The organism is Massilia sp. CCM 8734, assembly GCF_011682155.1.
GTDB lineage: Bacteria > Pseudomonadota > Gammaproteobacteria > Burkholderiales > Burkholderiaceae_D > Telluria_A > Telluria_A rubra.
In genome coordinates this window covers 23812-43096 of record NZ_WHJI01000016.1, presented here as the reverse complement: position 1 = coordinate 43096, position 19285 = coordinate 23812, and the positions used below count along the sequence as shown (strand labels likewise).

Sequence of the window (19285 nt, the reverse complement as noted above, 5' to 3'; positions counted from 1 at the left end):
GCCGGTGCCGTTTCAGACGCACAGTTGTTGCAGGTCGCGTATCAGTTCACTGGCGGCGACCGGATCGGGCGCCGCCAGCGGCGCACGCTGCTTGCCGGGGCCGGTGAGCAGCACCTGCTTCAAGGTTTGTTCGGGATGCTGGTCGACCATTGCGGCCATGAAGCCCGGTTCGAAGGTCAGTTCGGCCAGCAGGCCGCCCGCCATGGCCTTGCTGGCGTCGCGCACGTAGCTGCGCTCTTGCGTGCGGCCGCGCCGCCAGCTTCGCTTCGTCAGTCCGATCAGGTGCCCGGTCGGCACCACCAGGTCGTCCCAGCGCAGCAAACGGCCCGATGCCATTTCGGCCGCGCTCAGCGCGTACGTATCGCGGCCCATCTGCTGAAACGGCTGCACCAGCTCATAGTCGCCAAACAGCTGGCCGAAGGCCGCCGTGTCGCTGGCCGACATCTGCAGCGCATGTACGATGCCGATGCGGATATCGTCGCCTTGCGCCAGCACGTACGCGTCATCGGCGCCGTCGGTGACGCCGCCATCCTGGCCGACCCGGAAGCAGCTTTCCAGCCGGCCGTCGCGATACACGCCCCAGACAAGACGCCTTACCAGGTGGCGCACCAGCGCATGGCCGGCCAGGCAGGCCAGGAAGATCTCGGGCGTCCAGCGCCGCTGCGTGCACATTGCCATCTCCAGCCGCTGCACCTGGTGCGAGGCGATGCCGCGCACGTCTTTCTTAAGTGTCTTGTAGCGCTCCGTGGCGGCGCGCGCCAGTTCGGCGTCGTCGCCTTGCCTGGGTTTGGGCAGGTCGGCCAGCGGCGCGCCATCCTGGTCGCGTACGTATGGCCTGAGCGCTTCATCGAAGCCGACCGGGAACTGGCGCGGGCCGAAGTCGAGCAGCAGGGCGCCTTGCTCGTCGAGACCGAGTTCGGGCGTCAGGCGGTCTTCCAGTTCGTCGGCGGTCATGTTGCGCGCCGCCGCGACCTGCGTTATCGCCTCGCGCGCTTTTTCGCGCAGGCTCGCCGTGCCGCCGCGTTGCGCGATCGCGCAAAGTAGCATCATGGGGGTCTCGGTGCCGATTGCGGCCAGCACATCGAGGCCGTATCCGGCCCGCGCATGCAAGCCTTCGCCGGGCCAGTCCCGGATCATCGGCGCCAGCTTGCGCGCCAGGTCGTCGTCGCCGAGCACCCCGATGACGGCAAAGGCCCAGTTTTCCTTTGGGTTGCCGAAATCGAGCTCCCAGGCGCTGAACAGGTCCCATGCAAACGCGGCCAGCGAGGCCGGCGTGCAGGCCTGCCGCACCTGGGTGATGCCGGCGTAGACCCGCACGCCCTGGGGAAAACGCAGCATGTCGCCGAGCAGGTCGAGCGCATGGTCGGACAGCGCCTTGCCGTTGCTGGCAAGGCGCGGACGGGTAAACGTGTCCACTCGCCAGAACGCGGGCGCGACGGGGATTTTTGCCGGGACCATCTCGAGCGGGTCCTGGTTCAGCAGCGCGCGCAGGGCGGCGCTTACCGCCGCCTGCTGGTAGCGCCCCGCCACCGCCATCAGCAGGGCGTCGTGGCCAGCCGCCGCCAGCATGCGCAAGACGTCGGCCGCCTGGTCGCAGCCGGCGCCCGGCTTGCCGAGAGCGGGCGCGATCAGGCCGCAGGCGGCGTGTTCGGGATACGCCAGCAACCAGCGGCGCGCGGTGGCGCGTACTTCTTTCGCTTTCAGGACCACGTAGGCGCGCGCCATGGGCGCGGCCAGTTCGACGGCGACGATGTGCCGCATGTAGCCAAGGTCTGCGCCCGGGCGCCGTTCGCACATCGTGACATAACCGGGCAGGCCGTGCAGGCCAAGCGTGGCCACCGCGTAGCCGGGCGATTCGATCTTATGCCCGGCCAGCGCGTTCCACACCGCCGCGTTGTACGGCGCCGGCAGGTCGATAAAGGCGTGAACGCAACTTCCCACGGCGCTGTCGCCCGGCCTCGCATACGCCTGCCACACCGCAAGCACTCCTGCCATGTCGCCTGCGGCGGCGGCTTGAGCGGCATCGCGCGGCACCGTGAACACATCGCTGAAAACGGTAGGGACGCCGTCGCGATCTTCCTGGCGCATCTGCTCGCGTTCCTGGTCGCTCCAGTGTGCGGCCGGCGCCAGTGCGAGCGGTTCCAGCGACAGCGCCTTCGCCTTCTTGCGCGCTTTCAGCCAGGGCGGATTGACCAGCACCGGCGGCAGATCGGCGACGTCGGCGATCTCGCCGGCGCTGGCGATCCTGGCGATGATCGTGTCCAACAGCGCCGCCGCGCTCTCCGACAGCCATGGCTTGAATGCCGGCAGGGCGTCGAGATGGGCCGCCACCAGACCGGCAAGGAGGTCACGCAGCGTGAGCGGCATGTAGCGTTCCGGTGCGACCAACTCGGCCAATGCGGCCAGTGCGGCGTACGGCCAGCGCAGTACCGCCGTGGTGAGCAATTCGAGCGCCCTGCCGCTGTCGCTCGCGAGCACCCGGCACGCCAGGATCTCCACCGCTTCGGGTGTGCCGATCCAGGTCAGGCCCTCGGCGGCGAGATCGATCTGGACCCCGCTGCGCAGCAGCGCCACGGCCTCGGTCCCCAGTTCCAGCACCACCGCCGCCACGGCGGCGGGGACCTCGTAAAATCCATTCGTGCCTTCGTGCGGATTGCCCGATTCGAGCGCCTGCATGCGCACGGATGCACTGGCGGTCGTGTTGAGCCACGAGTCGTTCGAGCGCAGCACGAAGCCGCGTGCGCGCACCAGTGCGTCCGACACGTCGGGCAGGTCCGGCAGCAGGGCGCCCAGCAGCGCCTGGCGCTGTTCGGGCATGCGCGGCACCGCCTCGCGCAGCGTCTGCGCGCATTGCTCCCAGAGCGCCGGGTCGGCGTGACTGAGGTGAGCGCGCAGCGCCAGTTCAGTCGGGGAGAACAACAATGGATGCTGCGAAAACTGCAAGTCGCGGTCGGCCGCGATGTGCCACGTGAGTACGCCGTCCGTATACGTGCGCTTGATCCTCATCTTTTCCAGGCAGGTCAGCAGCACATCGAGTGCGTAGGGCAGTCCTTTTTCCGCCACCAGAAAATCGACGAAGGGCGCGCCTTCCGATGCGTCCAGCTTATCGTAAAACAAGGTGGATACCGCAAGCAGGATCGCGTCGGACATCGGTGTGCCAGCGCGCACGCCCTGCGCAATGCGCCCGGTGGCCTCGATCACGCTATCCTGGAACGGCGCGTCGGACCTGGCGACGTCCAGCGGGCTTTCGTTGCGCGCATGGCTGAGGAACAGCTTCCACGCCTGATCGGCATCGGTGCGCGGCGGCGCACCAGGGAAACGGCGCGAGGAAAGGGCGATTGCGGCCATCGCCGCCGGCACATCGACCAACGGCCCGCAGGAGAGCCAGGGCGCGGTGTCGCCCGAGTTCGAAACGTCATCGCTCAATTCAAATTGCCGCATCATCTGTCCTTCAATTCACATCGCACGCGCGCCTTCGGCGGCGCATAACCGTTCCATATCGCTGATCAACTCACTGAGCATGGCCGCGTCGAGCGAGGACAGTGGCACGCTGCCGCCCATGCGGCCCGGCCCGTCGCCATGCCGCACCACCAGTTGCTCTAGCCTTTGTTCCGCGCTTTCGTTAGCCATGCCCGCAATGATACCCGGCGAAATGCATAGTTCGGCAATGTAGCCGCCGCCGAGCATCTTGGTAAATTCACCGATCGCGCCGCCGTCCCATGCTTCCCCGCGCCGCCAGCCCTGGATGACCAGTCCAAGCACGCTGCCCGTCGGTACGATTTTGCGCCAGCGCTCCAGGGCGTGCAGGCCCTCTTCATCGGCGTCCAGCCGATATGTGTCGCGCCCGAGCTGCGCGAACGGCTGCAGCAGCTGGTAGTCGGCGAGCAGCTGGCCGAAGGCGGCGGCCATGGCCGGCGGCAGGTCCACCGCATGCGGGATGCCGACCAGCGTGTCGTCGCCGTCCGGCAGCGTAAAGCTGTCGTCGGTGGCGTCGCTGAAGGCGCCGTCCACGTCGACCCGGAAGCAGGCCAGCAAAGCGCCGTCGGCGCCATACACGCCCCACACCAGGCGCTGCACCAGATGGCGCAGCAGTGGGTGGCCGGCCAGGAAATCGAGGAACACCCGGCGCGGCCAGCGGCGCTGGGCGCACATCGCGCTCTCCAAGCGCCGCACCTGCTGCGCGGCGAGGGTGCGCGCGTCTTTCTTTAGCAGTTTGTAGCGCTCAACCGCCGCCGCCGACAGATCGGGATCGTCATTCTGCTTCGGTTTGGGCAGGTCGGCCAGGCGCGCGCCGCGCTCGTCGCGCACGAAAGGCTTGAGCGCTTCATCGAAGCCGACCCGGAACTGGCGCGGCCCGAAGTCGAGCAGCAGCGTACCCCGGTCATCGAGGCCCAGATCGGGCGCGAGGCGGTCTTCCAGTTCTTCGGCGCTCAAGCCGCGGACCTCGGCAATGGCGGCGATCTTTTCCTGTGCGCGGTCCTGCAAGGCCTTGAACTTGAGCTTTTGCGCGATGCCGTTGAGATGCAGCAGGGCCGCATCGGTGCCGATCATCGCCAGGATGTCCAGCCCGGCGACGGCGCGGGTGTGCAGTTTTTCTCCGGGCCAGGCGCGCAGCAACGGCGTGAGCTTGCGCGCGCTATCGTCGTTGCCGAGCAGGCCAAGCGCATAAAAGGCCCAGTCCTCCTTCGGTTTGGCGCCGTCCTCGATCCAGGCGCGGAAAAGCTCCCACGCAAAGTCGGCCAGCGAGGCGGGGGTGCAGGCCTGTTTGAGCTCGGTCACGCCGACATACACGCCGTCGCTGTGCGGAAAACGCAGCATGATGCCGATCGCATCGAGCGCCGCGTCGGGCAAGGCCTTGCCGCTGCCGGCCAGCAGGGGACGGGCCCAGACCAGCGGTGTCCAGAACGGCGGCAGTTTGCCGATTTTGGCGGGAAACAGCTGCAGTGGGCTTTCATCGAGCATGCTACCTAGCGCCGCGCAGACCTCAACCTGATCGTAGCGGCGTGCGACCGTCATCAGCAACTCGCGCTGGCCGGCGCCGGCCAGCAGGCGCAGGGCGCGCTGCGCATGGTCGCGGTGCGGGCCGCTCTGGCCCAAGGCCACGGCAATCAGGCCGCACCCCGCATGTTCGGGATGGCGCAGCAGCCAGGCGCGCGCCGTGGCGACCAGGCCGCGCGCCTTGAGCGTGGCGTAGGCACGCGCCACCGGCAGCGCCAGTTCGACGGCGCCGAAGTACAGCGCATAGCCTATGTGCTGGCCCGGGGTGCGGATGCAGGTCTCGACCAGTCCTGGCAGGGTGGCCAGGCCGAGCGTGGCGATGGCCTGTCCGGGGTGGTCCATGCCCATGGCGGCCAGCGCGTTCCACACCCTGGCGTTGACCGGTGCGGGCAGTGCGAGGATCTCCAGCGTGCGTCCCTGGAACGCGCGCTCCGGTAACAGGCAGTCGACCCAGCGCGCCAGGCTGCCGTCGGTATCGGCCGCCGCTACCGCGTCCACCGCCTGCGCCAGCGCCTCCGGCGAAGTAGTCATGTAACCGAGAAAACTGCGCCATTCATCGCGCAACCGCTGGCGTTCTTCCTCGCTCCAGGTTTCGACCGGCGCCAGCGGCAAGGGCGCCAGCGCGAACGGCGGCGCTTCCTTGCGTGCGGGCGCGTGCCATGGCGGGTCGACCAGCACCGCGGGTAGTTCGCTCGCGGCGGCGTAGTCGCGCGCAGTGATGAACTGCGCGGCGGCTACCGACAGCACCTTCCATGCCGGCGCGGGCAGCAGCGCCTTCAAGCCGCTAACGCGGCCGGCATGGACCGGCATGATGCTGGCCAGCACCTGGCGTGCGCGGGCGGGGCCGCAGTGGTCCTTCGCGATCAGTTGGCTCAGCACCGTCATTGCCACATCCGGCCAGCGCTGGCCGGCGGCGCACAGTTGCGTGAACGGTGTCTGGCCCTGGTCGCAGCCCAGTGCCAGCACGGTCATCGATGGCGCGCTGCCGATGCAGGCCAACCCGTGGGCCGCCGCTTCCTTGCCGACGCCATCCTGGAGCGCCTCCAACGCGCCGTCCCCGCGATCCTGGATCGCGCAGGCCACGGCGGTGAGCGACTCGTGAAAAGGTCCCATCGGCCGATACGGCCACGCGCGCAGCGCCTCAAGCGCCTCGGGCGCGGTGGCGTACACCATCAGCCAGGCATCGTTGGCGGACCAGTACATGGACTGGTTATCCCGATACGGCGGCAACATCAAGGCCATTTCGTTGGCCAGCTCGGGTACATCCGGCAGCAGCGCCGCCAGCAAGGGGCGGCGGCGCCTGTCCAGGCCTTGCGCGGCGTTGCGCGCCATCTGCACGCATTGTTCCCAGACGTCTTGCGACGCATGCGCGAGGTGGGTGCGCAGGGCCAGTTCGGTATCGCCGGAAAACTCATCGTCGTAGGTGTCGGGATCGTGAATTTGGTAGAAGCCCTTGCCGTCAATGCTGTCGTACGAGATGACAAAGCGCTGCCTGCGCAGCACGATCTCCATGGCGTACAGCAGGCCCTTGTCGGCCACCAGTACGTCGATGAGCGCATTGTCGCGCGCGAGGTCGAGTCGGGCAGCGATAATGCTTTCGGTCGCCAGCAAAATAGCGTCGGACGCTTCCGAGCCGCGCCGACCGCCGTTGGCAATACGCTCGATGGCTTCGTTGACGGCGGCGAAGTAAATCGACCCCCTCGATCGTGGACGCAGCTCGCAGTGCTGGCGCACGCGTTCCAGGTACAGATTCCATCTGGCGTCGGCGTCCGCGCTCGGAGGCGGCCCGGGGTGACGGCGCGAGGGCAGGGCGTGCGCGGCCAGTTCCGGCGACAGGATGGCCGGTCCGGCGGCACTGGCCACCAGCGGCGCGCTCACCGCCACCGCCAGCACCTCGCCGGCTGCGATTTCGGCATAGCCCTTGGCGGTTTTTTCGCGGATCAGCTTTTCCATCGCGGCGCTGGCCATGGCCTCGTCGGCGTAGTTTTTGCACTGGCGCTGGCCGGCGCTACCGATTTTGCCGAAGCCGATATGAAGATCGTTGCCTTCCTGGTCGACCTGCCAGAATTTGCTCGAAACGTCATCACTCAATTCAAATCGCCGCATCATGTGTCCTGAAAGTTTACTGGTGTCCGCGCCGTCTCAGGCGCACAGATTGTGCATGTCGCGTATCAGCTCACTGGCCGTCACGGGATCTAGCGAGGACAGCGCCACCGGCTGGCCGATGCAGCCCCAGTTGTCGCCTCGCCCGACCCGTACCTCGCCCAGGGTCTGCTGCGGATATTCGCCGGTGAGTCCGGCGATCAGGCCCGGCGTGATGTGCAGTTCGGCCAGGTGGGCCGCGTCGAGCGCCTTGGTGAAGGTGCGGATGCCGCCGCCGTCGCGCACCGGGCCCCGGCGCCAGCCCTTGTTCACCAGGCCCATGACGCGTCCGCTCGGGACCACCTTGCCGTCCCAGCGCGCCAGGGCTTCCCGGCCCGCTTCGGCGACGCCCAACCGGTGCGTGTCGCGGCCGATCTGCGCGAACGGTTGCAGCAGTTCGTAGTCGGCGAACAGGCGCGCGAAGGCGTCGGCGTCGGCGGCGGGCAGGTCGAGCGCGTGCACGATGCCGATCTTGCCCGCGTCGTCGGGCGGCAGGTCGACAGCGTCGTCGTTGGCCGTGGTGAACGTGCCGTCCGGCGCGACCCGGAAGCATGCCAGCAGCGCATCGCCGGCGACGCTGTAGACGCCCCAGACCAGGCGCTGGACCAGGTGGCGCAGCAGCGGGTGGTGGGCCAGGAAGTCGACGAAAACCTGACGTTGCCAGCGCCGCTGCGCGCACATCGCCATTTCCAGCCGCAGCACCTGCTGCGCGGCGATCATGCGCGCGTCCTTCTTGAGCAGCGTGTAGCGTTTATGGGCCGCCGCCGCCAAGGCCGGGTCGTCGGTCTTTTTCGGCTTGGGCAGGTCGGGCAGGCGCGTGCCACCGGTATCGCGCACCCATGGCTTGAGTGCTTCGTCGAAGCCGACGCGGAACTGGCGCGGGCCGAAGTCGAGCAGCAGCACGCCCTGTTCGTCGAGGTCCAGGTCGGGCGCGAGGCGGTCTTCCAGTTCCTCGGCGCTCAAGCCGCGCGCGTCGGCGATGACGGCGATCTTTTCGCGGGCGCGCTCCTGCAAGGCCTTGAACTTGACTTTTTGCGCGATCCCGTTGAGCAGCATCAGGGCGGTATCGCTGCCGATCAGGGCCAGCACGTCCAGGCCGGCGATGGCGCGCGCGCTCAGTTGTTGGCCGGGCCAGGCGCGCAGCAGGGGCGCGAGCCTGCGCGCGCTGTCGTCGTTGCCGATCAGGCCGAGCGCGAAAAAGGCCCAGTTCTCCTTCGGCTGCGCGCCGTCTTCCACCCATGCGCGGAACAGCTCCCACGCAAAATCGGCCAGCGAATCCGGCGTGCACGCTTCTTTGAGCAGGGCCACGCCCGCATAGACGCCGTCGGCATGCGGAAAGCGCAGCATGGCGCCAATGGTGTCGAGCGTGGCGTCGGGCAGCGCCTTGCCGTTGCTTGCCAGCAGAGGGCGGGTCCACAGTTGCGGCGTCCAGAACGACGGCAGGCTGGCGATTTTTGCCGGGTGCAGGTCGAGCGGATCTTCGTCGAGCATGGCGAGCATGGCGCTCGTCACGGCTGCCTGGCCGTAGCGGCTGGCCACGCCCGACAGCAGCGCGCGATGGCCGGCCGCATCGAGCAGGCGCAGCGCGCCGCGCGCCTGGTCACGCGCAGCGCCTGGCTTGCCGAGCGCCGCTGCAATCAGTCCGCAGGCGGCGTGCTCCGGATTGGACAGCAGCCAGTTGCCGGCGCTTGCACGCAGTTCTTTGCGTTTCAGGGTGGCCCAGGCGCGCGCCACCGGCGCGGCCAGTTCGACGGCGCCGAAGTGGTGTGCGTACGCCAGGTCCTGCGCCGGACGCCGCTCGACCATGCTCACCAGGCCAGGCAGCCCTTCCAGGCCGAGCGCCGCAATCGCGTAGCCGGGAAGGTTGACCTCGACCTGCGCCACCACGTTCCAGACCTGCGCGTTAAGCGGCGCGGGCAAGTCGGCGATCATGCGGGCGGCGTCGTTGAGGTGCTTGCCGCCGGCAAGGCAGGCCAGCCAGGCTGCGATGATCGCTTCCGCGCCGGCGGTGGCCTCGGCCGAGATCAGCGGGTCGCTGTAATTGGTGTAGGACGTGACGGTATAACGTGGCTGCCTGCTTAATGTGGCGCGTTGCTCCTCGCTCCAGCGCATGGCCGGCGCCAGCGGCAAAGGCGCGAGCGCCAGCGTGGGCGAGGCCTTTTTTGCCGCCGAAGTCCACGGCGGATTGAGGAGGATGCGCGGCAGGTCGGCCGGGGCGGCGAAGTCGCGCACCGTGCAGTGCTGCGCGGCGGCGTTGGAAAGCACGTGCCATGCGCGCGGCGTGAGCCATGGTTGATACGCCGCCACGCTGGCGGCGTGGCGGGCGACCAGCGCAGCCAAGAACCGGCGCGCGCGCGCCGGACCGCAGTGATCCCTGGCGATCAATTCGCTCAGGACGGCGATTGCCGCTTGCGGCCAGCGTTCGGTCGCAAGGGCGAAACGCGCGCACTGCGCCTCGCCTTCGTTGCACGCCAGCGCCAGCACCGTCAATGACTCGGTGGTGCCGATGCAGGCCAGCGCCGTGGCGGCCGCCTCTTCACGCATCGGTCCGAGTCTCAAGGCCTCGACCGCGTCGACGCCGCGATCGCGCACGATCGTCACGAGCGCTTGTCGCGAGCGGCAGAAGCCGAAATCGGCGTCGTGGCAGGTGCGGCGCCACTGGCGGATCGCCTTCCTCGCGTCGGGCGAGCCGCAATAGGCAAGCAGCCATCCGTATTGGGCCAGCCAGTCCAGTCCATAGTAGCTTGGCGGCGGCTGCAGCGTCAGTGCGATGGCGTCGGCAATCTGCGGTGCATCGGGCAGCAAGGCCGCCAGCAGCGGGCGGCGACAGGTGTAGAGACGCTCTGTCGCCGCGAGGCTGATGCGCACGCATTCTTCCCAGACGTCGTCGGGCGCGAGCGCCAGGTAGCTGCGTAGCGTCAGCTCGGTCGGGTCGTAGGTGTCGTTACGCAGGAAGCCGCGCTGGTCGGATGCGGCGCGCACGCCATAGCCAGCCCTGGTCATCTCGATGGCGGTGCCTTCCATGCCGATCAGTGCTTCAAGCGCATGCGGCAGGCCCCGGTCGGCGACCAGCACGTCGATCAGGGAGGCGCCACCAATGAGCGGAAGATACGGGAAGTTCAGATGACGCTCGACCGCGAGCAGCACCGCGTCGCAGGCCAGAGAGCCGCGCCGTTCGCCGCTGGCGATGCGCGCCGCCGCCTCGCGCACCAGCTGTTGGTCGTCCGAGCCAGCCGGGTCGAGCACGCAGTGGCGGCGCGCCGCAGTTATGAGGCGCTCCCAGATGGCGTCGGTGTCGGGGCGCGGCGCCGGCCCGGGAAAACGGCGCGAGGGCAGCGCTTCGGCCGCGAGTGCGGCGGGAATGTCGACCAACGGGCCGACGTCGAGCCATGGCGCCACGGCGCCGCTTGTATCAGATTGCCGCATCGTTTGCCTTGTGTGGTCGGTGTTCGTTCATGCGCATAAGCGCGCCATCTCGCCAATCAGCTCACTGACGATTACCGCGTCGAGCGACGACAAGGGCGCGCTGTTGCGCATGCCGTCCTGGCCGGGCCGCCAGAGCACCACGGAGCCCAGGGTTTGCTGCGCGTTCTCGCCTGGCATGCCGGCCAGGATGCCGGGCTCGAAGTCCAGGACCGCCGTATAGCCGCCGCCGAGGTCCCTGGCAATTTCCCGCAGCGCGCCGCCATCTTGCATCGGGCCGCGCCGCCAGCCCTGCTCGATCAGGCCGAGAAGGCTCCCGGTCGGCACCATCTTGCCGTACCAGCGACCGAGCGCCTGAAGCTTTTCTTCGCCGTCGTCCAGGAGGTGTGTGTCGCGCCCGATCTGCACAAACGGCTGCAGCAATTCGTAGTCTGCGAACAGCCGGGCGAAGGCGTCGGCATCGGCCGGCGCCAGGTGCAGCGCATGCGGGATGCCGACCACGGCGCCGTCGCCCTGCGGCAGCGTAAAGGCGTTATCGGCCGCGTCGCTCAGGGCGCCTTCGGGCGTGACGCGAAAGCAGGCCTGCAACGGCCCGCCGGCGGCGTCGTACACGCCCCACACGAGGCGCTGGGCCAGGTGGCGCACCAGCGGGTGCCTCACCATGCAGTCGTAAAACACCTGCACCGGCCAGCGCCGCTGCGCGCACATGGCCAGTTCCAGCCGCAGCACCTGCTGGGCGGCGATGGTGCGCGCATCCTTCTTGAGCAGGTTGAAACGCTTGACCGCCGCCGTCGCCAGATCGGCGTCGTCGCTCTTTTTCGGCTTGGGCAGGTCGGCGCTGCGCGTGCCGTCGGCGGCGCGCGCGAATGGCGTGAGCGTTTCGTCGAAGCCGACATGGAACTGGCGCGGACCGAAGTCGAGCAGCAGGGTGCCTTGTTCATCGAGGCCGAGGTCGGGCGCGAGGCGGTCTTGCAGTTCTTCGCGCGTCAGGCCGCGCACGTCGGCGATCTGCGCGATCTTTTCCCTGGCGCGGTCCTGCAGTGGCTTGAACTTGAGTTTTTGGGCGACGCCGTTGAGCAGCATCAAGGCGATGTCGCTGCCGATCCGCGCGAGCACGTCCAGGCCGACGACGGCGCGCGCATGCAGGCCCTGGCCGGGCCAGACGCGCAGCAGGCGGGTAAGCCTGCGCGCGCTCTCGTCGTTGCCGAGCAGGCCGAGTGCGTGGAAAGCCCAGATTTCCTTGCCCCTGGCGCCGTCCTCCGTCCAGGCGCGGAACAGCTCCCACGCAAAATCGGCGAGCGAATCGGGCGTGCACGCCTGCTTGAGTTGGGTGACGCCGGCGTGCACGCCATCAGGGTGCGGGACACGCAGCATGGCGCCAAGCGCATCCATTGCGTCATCGGGCAGCGCCTTGCCACCGGCGGCCAGCAGGGGACGGGTCCACACCAGCGGTGTCCAGAAGGCCGGCAGCTTGCTGCTCCTGGCCGGCTCGGGCCATGATGGCGCGGCCAGCACCGGTGGCAGTTCGCTGGCGGCGGCGCAGTCGCGCATCGTGATGTACTGCGCGGCGGCGACCGACAGCACCTTCCAGGCCGGCGCCGGAATCCATGGCTGCAGGGCGGCTACCCGGTGCGCGTGGGTAGCCACCACGCCGGCCAGCACCTGGCGCCCGCGTTCAGGGCCGCAGTGATCCCTGGCGATCAGTTGGCTCAGCGCCGCCATGGTGGCATCGGGCCAGCGCCGGCCGGCGTCGGCCAGATAGTCGGGCGGCAGCTCGCAGTGGCCCTGCACCAGTGCCATGATCGCTTCCGGGGTGCCAATGCAGGCCAGCGCCTGTACCGTCTGCGCGTACCTTACGCCGTCCTTGAGCGCATCGACAGCATCGGTCCCACGGTCCTGCAATGCGGTGGCGACGGCGCGCGGCGATCGATGAAAGCTGTCGTCGCGCAGAGCCTCGCCGCGCGGCCACAGGCGCAGCGCACGCCGTGCTTCGGGCGAGCTGGCGTAGACGATCAGCCATGCGTAGTTGCCGCACCATTGCGCTCGCCCCTTGTCGTCCGTTTCCGGCTGCAGCATCAGCGCCAGTTCGTTGGCCAGTTCCGGCGCATCGGGCAGCAGCGCGGCCAGCAGCGGGCGGGTGCTGGTATGCAGTTCCTTTGCCGCGTCGCGCGCCATGCCGACGCATTCTTCCCAGATCTGTTGCGGGGCGTGCGCCAGGTGGGCGCGCAGCGCCAGGTCGGTGATGCCATAGGGCTGGCGGGCGCCGTCGGTGTTGGCGTGCACTTCATAGCCGTTTTTATCGGGGCCGGCAGCCGGTTCGAGGCATAGGCGCTGCGCCCGGAGCATGATGTCGAAGGCATACGGCAGACCCTTGTCCGCCACCAGCACGTCGAGAAAAGGACAGCCTTCGGCCGCCGGCCGCCTTTTTTCGTTAATTTTTTCCATCGCCAGCAGGACCGCATCGGTTTCGGGCGTGCCAAGCTGCCTGCGCTTGGCGAGGCGCTCGATGGTGTCGATCACGGCCGGCTGGTGCGCGCAGTCGCCGCCCGCTTGCAGTGTGCAGTTTTCGCGCATCCGGGTCAGGAACAGCACCCATCGCTCCCTGCTGGTCGCGCAAGACGGTGGACCGGGGTGGCGGCGCGAGGGCAGGGCGTGCGCGGCCAGTTCGGGCGGCATGTCGGCCAGCGCGCCGGCCGCCAGCCATGGCGCGATGGAATCGGACGGGGGCGTCACGCGCATAATTGCTCCATTACCCGGATAAATTCGCTGACATCGATCGGGTCGAGCGCGCACAGGCGCGCGTCCTCTTCGACGCGGTAGTGTTCGAGAACCAGCCTGACCAACGTCTGTTCTTCGTCACCGTGGATGAAGCCTGCCGTCAGTCCCGGCGCGATGTGCAGGTGCGCCAGTTTGCCCCGACCGAACCACCTTGAAAATTCGACCGTCTCGCCGCCGCTGCCGATGTTGCGGTGCCAGCCCCGCTCGACCAGGCCAAGCAGGCGCCCGGTGCTGACCACGGCGCCGTCCCAGCGCGCCAGCGCCTTGCCGTCGCGCTCGGCCTGCGTGAGCGTGTGCGTGTCGCGCGCGAGTTGGGCAAACGGCTGCAGCAGTTCGTAGTCGGCGAACAGCTGGGCGAAGGCGGCCAGGACGGCCGGGTCGAATTCGAGCGGGTGCGGGATGCCGATCCGGATATCGTCGCCCGGCGCCAGGGCAAAGGCGTCGTCCGCATGGTCGGTGTAGCCGCCGTCGGGCGCGACGCGAAAACTGGCCAGCAGCTTGCCGTCGCTGTCATACGCGCCCCACACCAGGCGCTGCACCAGATGGCGCAGCAGCGGGTGGCCGGCCAGGAAGTCACGGAAGGCTTGCGTCGTCCAGCGCCGCTGCCCGCACATTGCCTGTTCGAGGCGCAGCACCTGCTGGGCGGCGATGCTGCGCGCATCCTTCTTGAGCAGCTTGTAGCGCGCCACGGCGGCCGTCGCCAGCTCCGCGTCGTCGGTCTTTTTCGGCTTGGGCAGCTCGTCCAGGCGCGCGCCCTGCGCATCGCGCAGGCAGGGCTTGAGCGCCTCGTCGAAGACGACGCGGAACTGACGCGGGCCGAAGTCGAGCTGCATTTCGCCGTGTTCGTCCAGGTCCAGGTCGGGCACCAGGCGGTCTTCCAGTTCTTCGGTGCTCAGTTCGAGCGATGCGGCGATCTCGCCGATTTTGTCGTATGCGTGGTGCCGCAGTGCGTTGAACTTGACCTTTTGGGCGATCCCGTGCAGGAGCATCAGGGCGGTGTCGCTGCCGATCATGGCCAGCACGTCCAGGCCCACCACCGCGCGCGCGTTGAGGCTTTCGCCGGGCCAGGCGCGCACCAGCGGCGCGAGCATGCGCGCGCTGTTGTCGTTGCCAAGCATGCCGAGCGCGTAAAACGCCCAGTTTTCCTTGGTTTCGCCGCCCCGTTCGACCCAGGCGCGAAACAGCTCCCAGGCGAAATCGGCCAGCGAGTCCGGCGTGCAGGCCTGTTTGAGCTGGGTCACGCCGGCGTAAATGCGGTCGGTGTGGGGGAAGCGCAGCATGGCGCCGATGATGTCGAGCGCCGCGTCGGGCAGCGCCTTGCCGTTGCTGGCCAAGAGAGGGCGGGTCCATCCGAGCGGGTCCCAAAACAATGGCAACTTGCCGATCCTGGACGGATGCAGCGTGAGCGGATCTTCATCGAGCATGGCGCGCATGGCGTCGGTGACGGCGGCGTCGCCATAGCGGGCGGCGACGTCCATCAGCACGCCGTCATGGCCGGCGCCGGCCAGCATGCGCAGGGCCTGGCGCGCCTGCTCGCGCGGCGCGCCCGCTTCGCCCAGGGCGGCGGCGGCCAGGCCACAGGCGGCATGTTCCGGATTGCGCAGCAGCCAGTTGCGCGCGCTGGCGATCATCTTTTTCGGCTTGGGCATGGCGTAGGCACGCGCCACCGGCGCTGCCAGTTCGACCGCCCCGAAGTGCAGCGCGTAGGCCAGGTTATCGACCGGCTGCTGTGCGACCAGGAGCACCAGGGCGGGCAAGCCGGCCAGGCCCGTGGCGGCGATGGCGCAGGCCGGGTGGTTGATGTCGGTGGTGGCCAGCGCGTTCCAGACCTGGGCGTTAAGTGGCGCCGGCAGCGCCGCGATCAGGCGCGCGCCTTCTTCCGGTGGATGGTAGGAGCCGGTGCTGGCGCGCCATGCCGCGATCAGCGCATCGGCGTCGCCGGCCGCGATGGCGGCCTCGGCAAACGGCGTAGCCGGGCCGTGGTAGTGAATGCGGCGGGTCTCTTTGCCCAGCTGTTCGCGCTGCTGCGCGCTCCAGCGTTCGACCGGCGCCAGGGGCATCGGGGCCAGCGCCAGCGCGGCTGCGCAGGTCGACTTTTTCGATGGGTTCTTCCAGGGAGGGTTGACCAGCACCGGTGGCAGGTCGGCCGCGTCGGCGATGTCCGGCACGCCCAGGTAGCGCGCGGCGGCGTTCGACAGTACCTTCCACGCACCTGCCGACAGCCACGGCTTGAACGCCGGGACCATGTGGGCGCTGCTGGCGAGCACCTCGGCCAGCGCGCAGCGTGCGAAATGCGGTCCGCAGCCGTCCCTGGCGATCAGTTCGCTCAACACGGCCATCGCCGCTTGCGGCCAGCGCGCGGCCGCAGCGTCAAAACGCGCGGACGAATACGACTTGCCCAGTGTTTCAAGCGCCAGCGCCGTCATCGCTTCGTACGTGCCGATGCAACTGAGCCCGTTCGAGGCCTCCTCGTAGATGGCGTGCGGGGCCAGGAGCGCGACCGCGCCAGCGCCACGGTCGCGCACCACGGTGGCCACGTGCCTGGCCGATTTGCCGATGTTGTACTCACCGCAGCTTGCCGCCTTGGGCCAGCGGCGCAACGCCTTGAGGGCGGCGTCCGATGTGGCGTAGGCCTTGAACCACTCGTATTGTTCGAACCAGGGGGCGGGTGGCTGGCCTTCCGGCGACTGTGTGCCCAGGGTCAGTTCGTTGGCCAGGTCCGGCGCATCGGGCAGCAGGATGGCCAGCATGGGACGGCGCCAGTCGGGCAGCGATGGTGCGGCCTGCCGCATCGACCGCACGCAGTCATTCCAGTCCTCCTCGCTCGCCTGCGCCAGGTGCTCACGCAACAGTATGTCGACCTCGCGGTAGCCGCCGTTTAACCAGCTGTAGCCGCTATTGTCCACGTCGGCGCTGATGGCGTACGCCAGGCCGGAGGGATCGCGCTCTTGGTCGAGGATCATTCCCAGCCGCTGCAGAAACACTGCGACGGCGTAGGGCAAGCCTCTGTCGCTCACCAGGAAGTCGGTGAAGGCGCTGGTGTGCACCTCGTCGTAGCCGGAACCCGTATTCGCTTCCAGCAGCATCATGATGGCGTCCGACATGGGCGAACCGCGCCGCCGGTCCTGGGCGATACGCCCGATGGTTTCGGTCACGGCTTCGCGGTACACGGGATCGGAGAGCTCCGCACTGAATATGCAATGGCGGGTGACCGGCTTGAAGTCGTTCCAGCATGCGCCGGCGTCGATGGCGCGCGCTATGCCGGGAAACCGGCGCGACGGCATTGCCAGCGCTGCTAGTTCGGGCGACATGTCGACCAGCGGCTCGACCGCCAGCCAGGGCGCCGAACCGCCTGGCACGGCGATGGCGGGCGCGATGGGGAGCGGGGCCGGCGGGGCAGCGGGGGCGGGCGGCGCCGGATGCACAGCTGCCAGCGGCTGCGCGGCGCCGGTCTCGGCATAGCCCTTGCCGGTCTTTTCGCGAATCAGTTTGTCGATTGCCGCCACCGCCGTGGCGTGGTCCGGATGGGTCTTGGTTTGCCCTTGTCCCGCCGTGCCCACCTTGCCGTAGCGGACATGGACATCGCAGCCATCCTGCCCGACTTCCCAGAATTTGTTGGACGCGCCTTCGCAACATTCGAAACGTCGCATTGGGCGTCCTAAGCGAGCGTGAAGGGAAGGGGGAACCGGCTGCCGGCGCGCGCCGCGCACGTGTTTCGCTTGCTCATAAGTAATGACAAATGTTGTAAAAAATGATACTTTACGGCAAAGCGGTGCCCCTGTCGAGCCGCGCCAATCCGGTTATGATGCGCATCCGGACATCCCATCGTGAGACATGCAATGAAGAAAACCCTGTTTTGCCTGGCATTGATGCTGGGCGGCGTGGCGCAAGCGGACGAGCTGGCCGACGCCAACGCCCTGTTCGCGAAAAAGTCCTATCCGCAAGCGCTGCAGCTCTACACCAAACTGGCTAATGCCGGCAATGCCGAAGCTCAATTGCACATGGGCGAAATGTATTTTTACGGCGAGGCGGGGACGGTGGACCTGGCCAAGGCCGAAGCCTGGTTCAAGAAATCGGCGGCCAAGGGCAACAAGACCGCCGCCGGCTCGCTCGAGATGATCAAAAAGCGCGACACGCGGCGCGCCGAGCTCGATTACTGGATATCCAAATACGATGGCGCCGAGCTCAGCGCAGGGCAGTTCCGCTGTCCGGCGCCGCGCATTCCGACCATGTCGAAGCAGAACGACGACATCGAGAGCGTGTCGGCCAAGGTCGACGCCTGGCAGGATTGCTACAACGCCTTCGTGCGCAACCTGAACGAAGCGAGCCCGCTGACCAAGCGCATTCCCAAGGACATCGCCGACCTCTTGACCAAGGAAGAAACCGAGCAGTCGCGCCTGCACCTGGAAGGCGTGTATGCCGGCATCGCCGAAAACGCCAAGGTCTCGGCCAAGCTGGTGCTGGCCGACTTCGGCGCCTGGCGCAGCGCCACCGACGCTTATATCAAGGAACACAACCGCATCGTGACCGATGCGGCCGCAACCGCGCCGCGCAAGGGCGACTGAACCAGGCGGGCGCAGCCAGGCTGCGCCCGCGCCCTCAGTTCCAGCTGCGCATCAAGCCCACCGCCAGGCCTTCGAGCGCGAAATCGTCGCTTGCCGGATCGACGTGGATGACCTTGAAGTCCGGGTTTTCGGGCAGCAGTTCGATCAGCGAGCCGGTCTTTTTGTAGCGCTTGACGGTGACGTCGTCACCGATGCGGGCCACCACGATCTGGCCATTCTTGGCGCTGTCGACCTTTTTGACGGCCAGCAAGTCCCCATCCATGATGCCGGCGTCGCGCATCGACCAGCCACGCACCTTGAGCAGGAAATCGGGCCGCGAGGAAAACATCGCCGGGTCCACGCTGTAGGTCGCTTCCACATGTTCCTGCGCCAGGATGGGCGAACCGGCGGCCACGCGCCCGACCAGCGGCAGCGACATGAGCAGGTTCGGCGGCGGCATGGGAATGGCGTCGACGCTCGCGCCGATCAGGCGGATGCCGCGCGAGGTGCCCGGCGAAATTTCGATGGCGCCCTTGCGCGCAAGCGCCTGCAGGTGCTCTTCGGCCGCGTTGGCCGACTTGAAGCCCAGTTCATTGGCGATCTCGGCACGGGTCGGAGGAAAGCCCGTGTTCTCGATCGCATCCTTGATCAGGTTGAGGATTTGTTCTTGCCGTGGTGTGAGCTTGATCATCGATGTGCGGGACTGTGTATATGGACAGACTGTATTTTTGTACAGTATTTCGCGCAATGCAAGGGTTAATTAGCGGAATGGGGAATTATTTGCGACAGCGGCTGTCCAACATCGAGAAGAGGACGCCCCTCGCGGTGCGAAGCAGGGACGTCAAGGCGCAGGGTGACGGCGCAGCAATTGTTCGGCAAGGCATTCTGCCGTAGCGCGACAACGATAGGGGGCTCGATAGAGGAGTGATGTCATGGACCGTCTCACGGTACCACCTGTTGAATATGAGGACGACTTCGTACTGTGGGTCGAGCAGCAGGCGAGTTTGTTAAGTGCAAGGCAGTTCGATCAGCTTGACGTTCATCATCTGATAGAGGAGCTGAGAGCCATGGTGGGCCATCATCGCAGGGAGCTGGGAAGTCGCCTGGAAGTGCTGATGATGCATCTGCTTGAATGCCAGTTTCAGCCCAGCCACAAGTCGCCCAGTTGGCTCAATACGATCGACCACCAGCGTGGCCAGATCGACGAGCTCGTGCGCGAAAGTCCGAGTCTGGTTCCGACCATCGCACACGTGGCCCAGCAACGCTATGCGCGGGCCAGGCGCATGGCCGCCAGGGAAACCGGTCTATCCAGAAACGGATTTCCATTGGCTTTACCCTATAGCGTGCAACAATTGCGCGACGACGACTTCGTGCCGTGACGGGACGGGTCCGCCTGCCTG

The 19285-nt window shown here is 67.7% G+C and carries 8 protein-coding genes; 2 read left to right on the top strand and 6 right to left on the bottom strand.

The window, feature by feature from the left end:
* Positions 1 to 12: 12 nt before the first annotated feature.
* From F2P46_RS16475 to F2P46_RS16455, 5 genes are read right to left on the bottom strand one after another with little or no spacing between them, the layout of a single operon-like run.
* Entirely contained in the window at positions 13 to 3426 is a 3414-nt protein-coding gene (locus F2P46_RS16475) for a DUF4132 domain-containing protein (protein WP_166891681.1), read from the bottom strand.
* 30 nt (positions 3427 to 3456) lie between these two features.
* Positions 3457 to 7089 carry a DUF4132 domain-containing protein gene (locus F2P46_RS16470; RefSeq protein WP_166891679.1) on the bottom strand — a complete coding sequence of 1211 codons (3633 nt, stop codon included), beginning with the start codon at positions 7087 to 7089 and terminating at the stop codon, positions 3457 to 3459.
* Positions 7090 to 7140: 51 nt separating this feature from the next.
* A complete protein-coding gene (locus F2P46_RS16465; protein ID WP_166891677.1) occupies positions 7141 to 10566 on the bottom strand; it encodes a DUF4132 domain-containing protein in 3426 nt (1141 codons plus the stop codon).
* Positions 10567 to 10593: 27 nt separating this feature from the next.
* Entirely contained in the window at positions 10594 to 13302 is a 2709-nt protein-coding gene (locus F2P46_RS16460) for a DUF4132 domain-containing protein (RefSeq protein ID WP_166891675.1), read from the bottom strand.
* Positions 13293 to 16991 carry a WGR and DUF4132 domain-containing protein gene (locus F2P46_RS16455; protein WP_166891673.1) on the bottom strand — a complete coding sequence of 1233 codons (3699 nt, stop codon included), beginning with the start codon at positions 16989 to 16991 and terminating at the stop codon, positions 13293 to 13295. The genes F2P46_RS16460 and F2P46_RS16455 overlap by 10 nt, the downstream gene beginning before the upstream one ends.
* A 189-nt stretch (positions 16992 to 17180) precedes the next feature.
* Between F2P46_RS16455 and F2P46_RS16450 the strand changes: the two genes are divergently transcribed.
* A complete protein-coding gene (locus F2P46_RS16450; RefSeq protein WP_166891671.1) occupies positions 17181 to 17906 on the top strand; it encodes a sel1 repeat family protein in 726 nt (241 codons plus the stop codon).
* 34 nt (positions 17907 to 17940) lie between these two features.
* Here the strand turns inward: F2P46_RS16450 and lexA are convergent, their stop codons facing one another.
* Entirely contained in the window at positions 17941 to 18576 is a 636-nt protein-coding gene (gene lexA / locus F2P46_RS16445) for a transcriptional repressor LexA (RefSeq protein ID WP_166891669.1), read from the bottom strand.
* Between the two features lie 241 nt (positions 18577 to 18817).
* Between lexA and F2P46_RS16440 the strand changes: the two genes are divergently transcribed.
* Complete coding sequence (locus F2P46_RS16440; protein WP_166891667.1) at positions 18818 to 19264, top strand: DUF29 domain-containing protein; 447 nt, start codon at positions 18818 to 18820, stop codon at positions 19262 to 19264.
* Positions 19265 to 19285 lie beyond the last annotated feature (21 nt).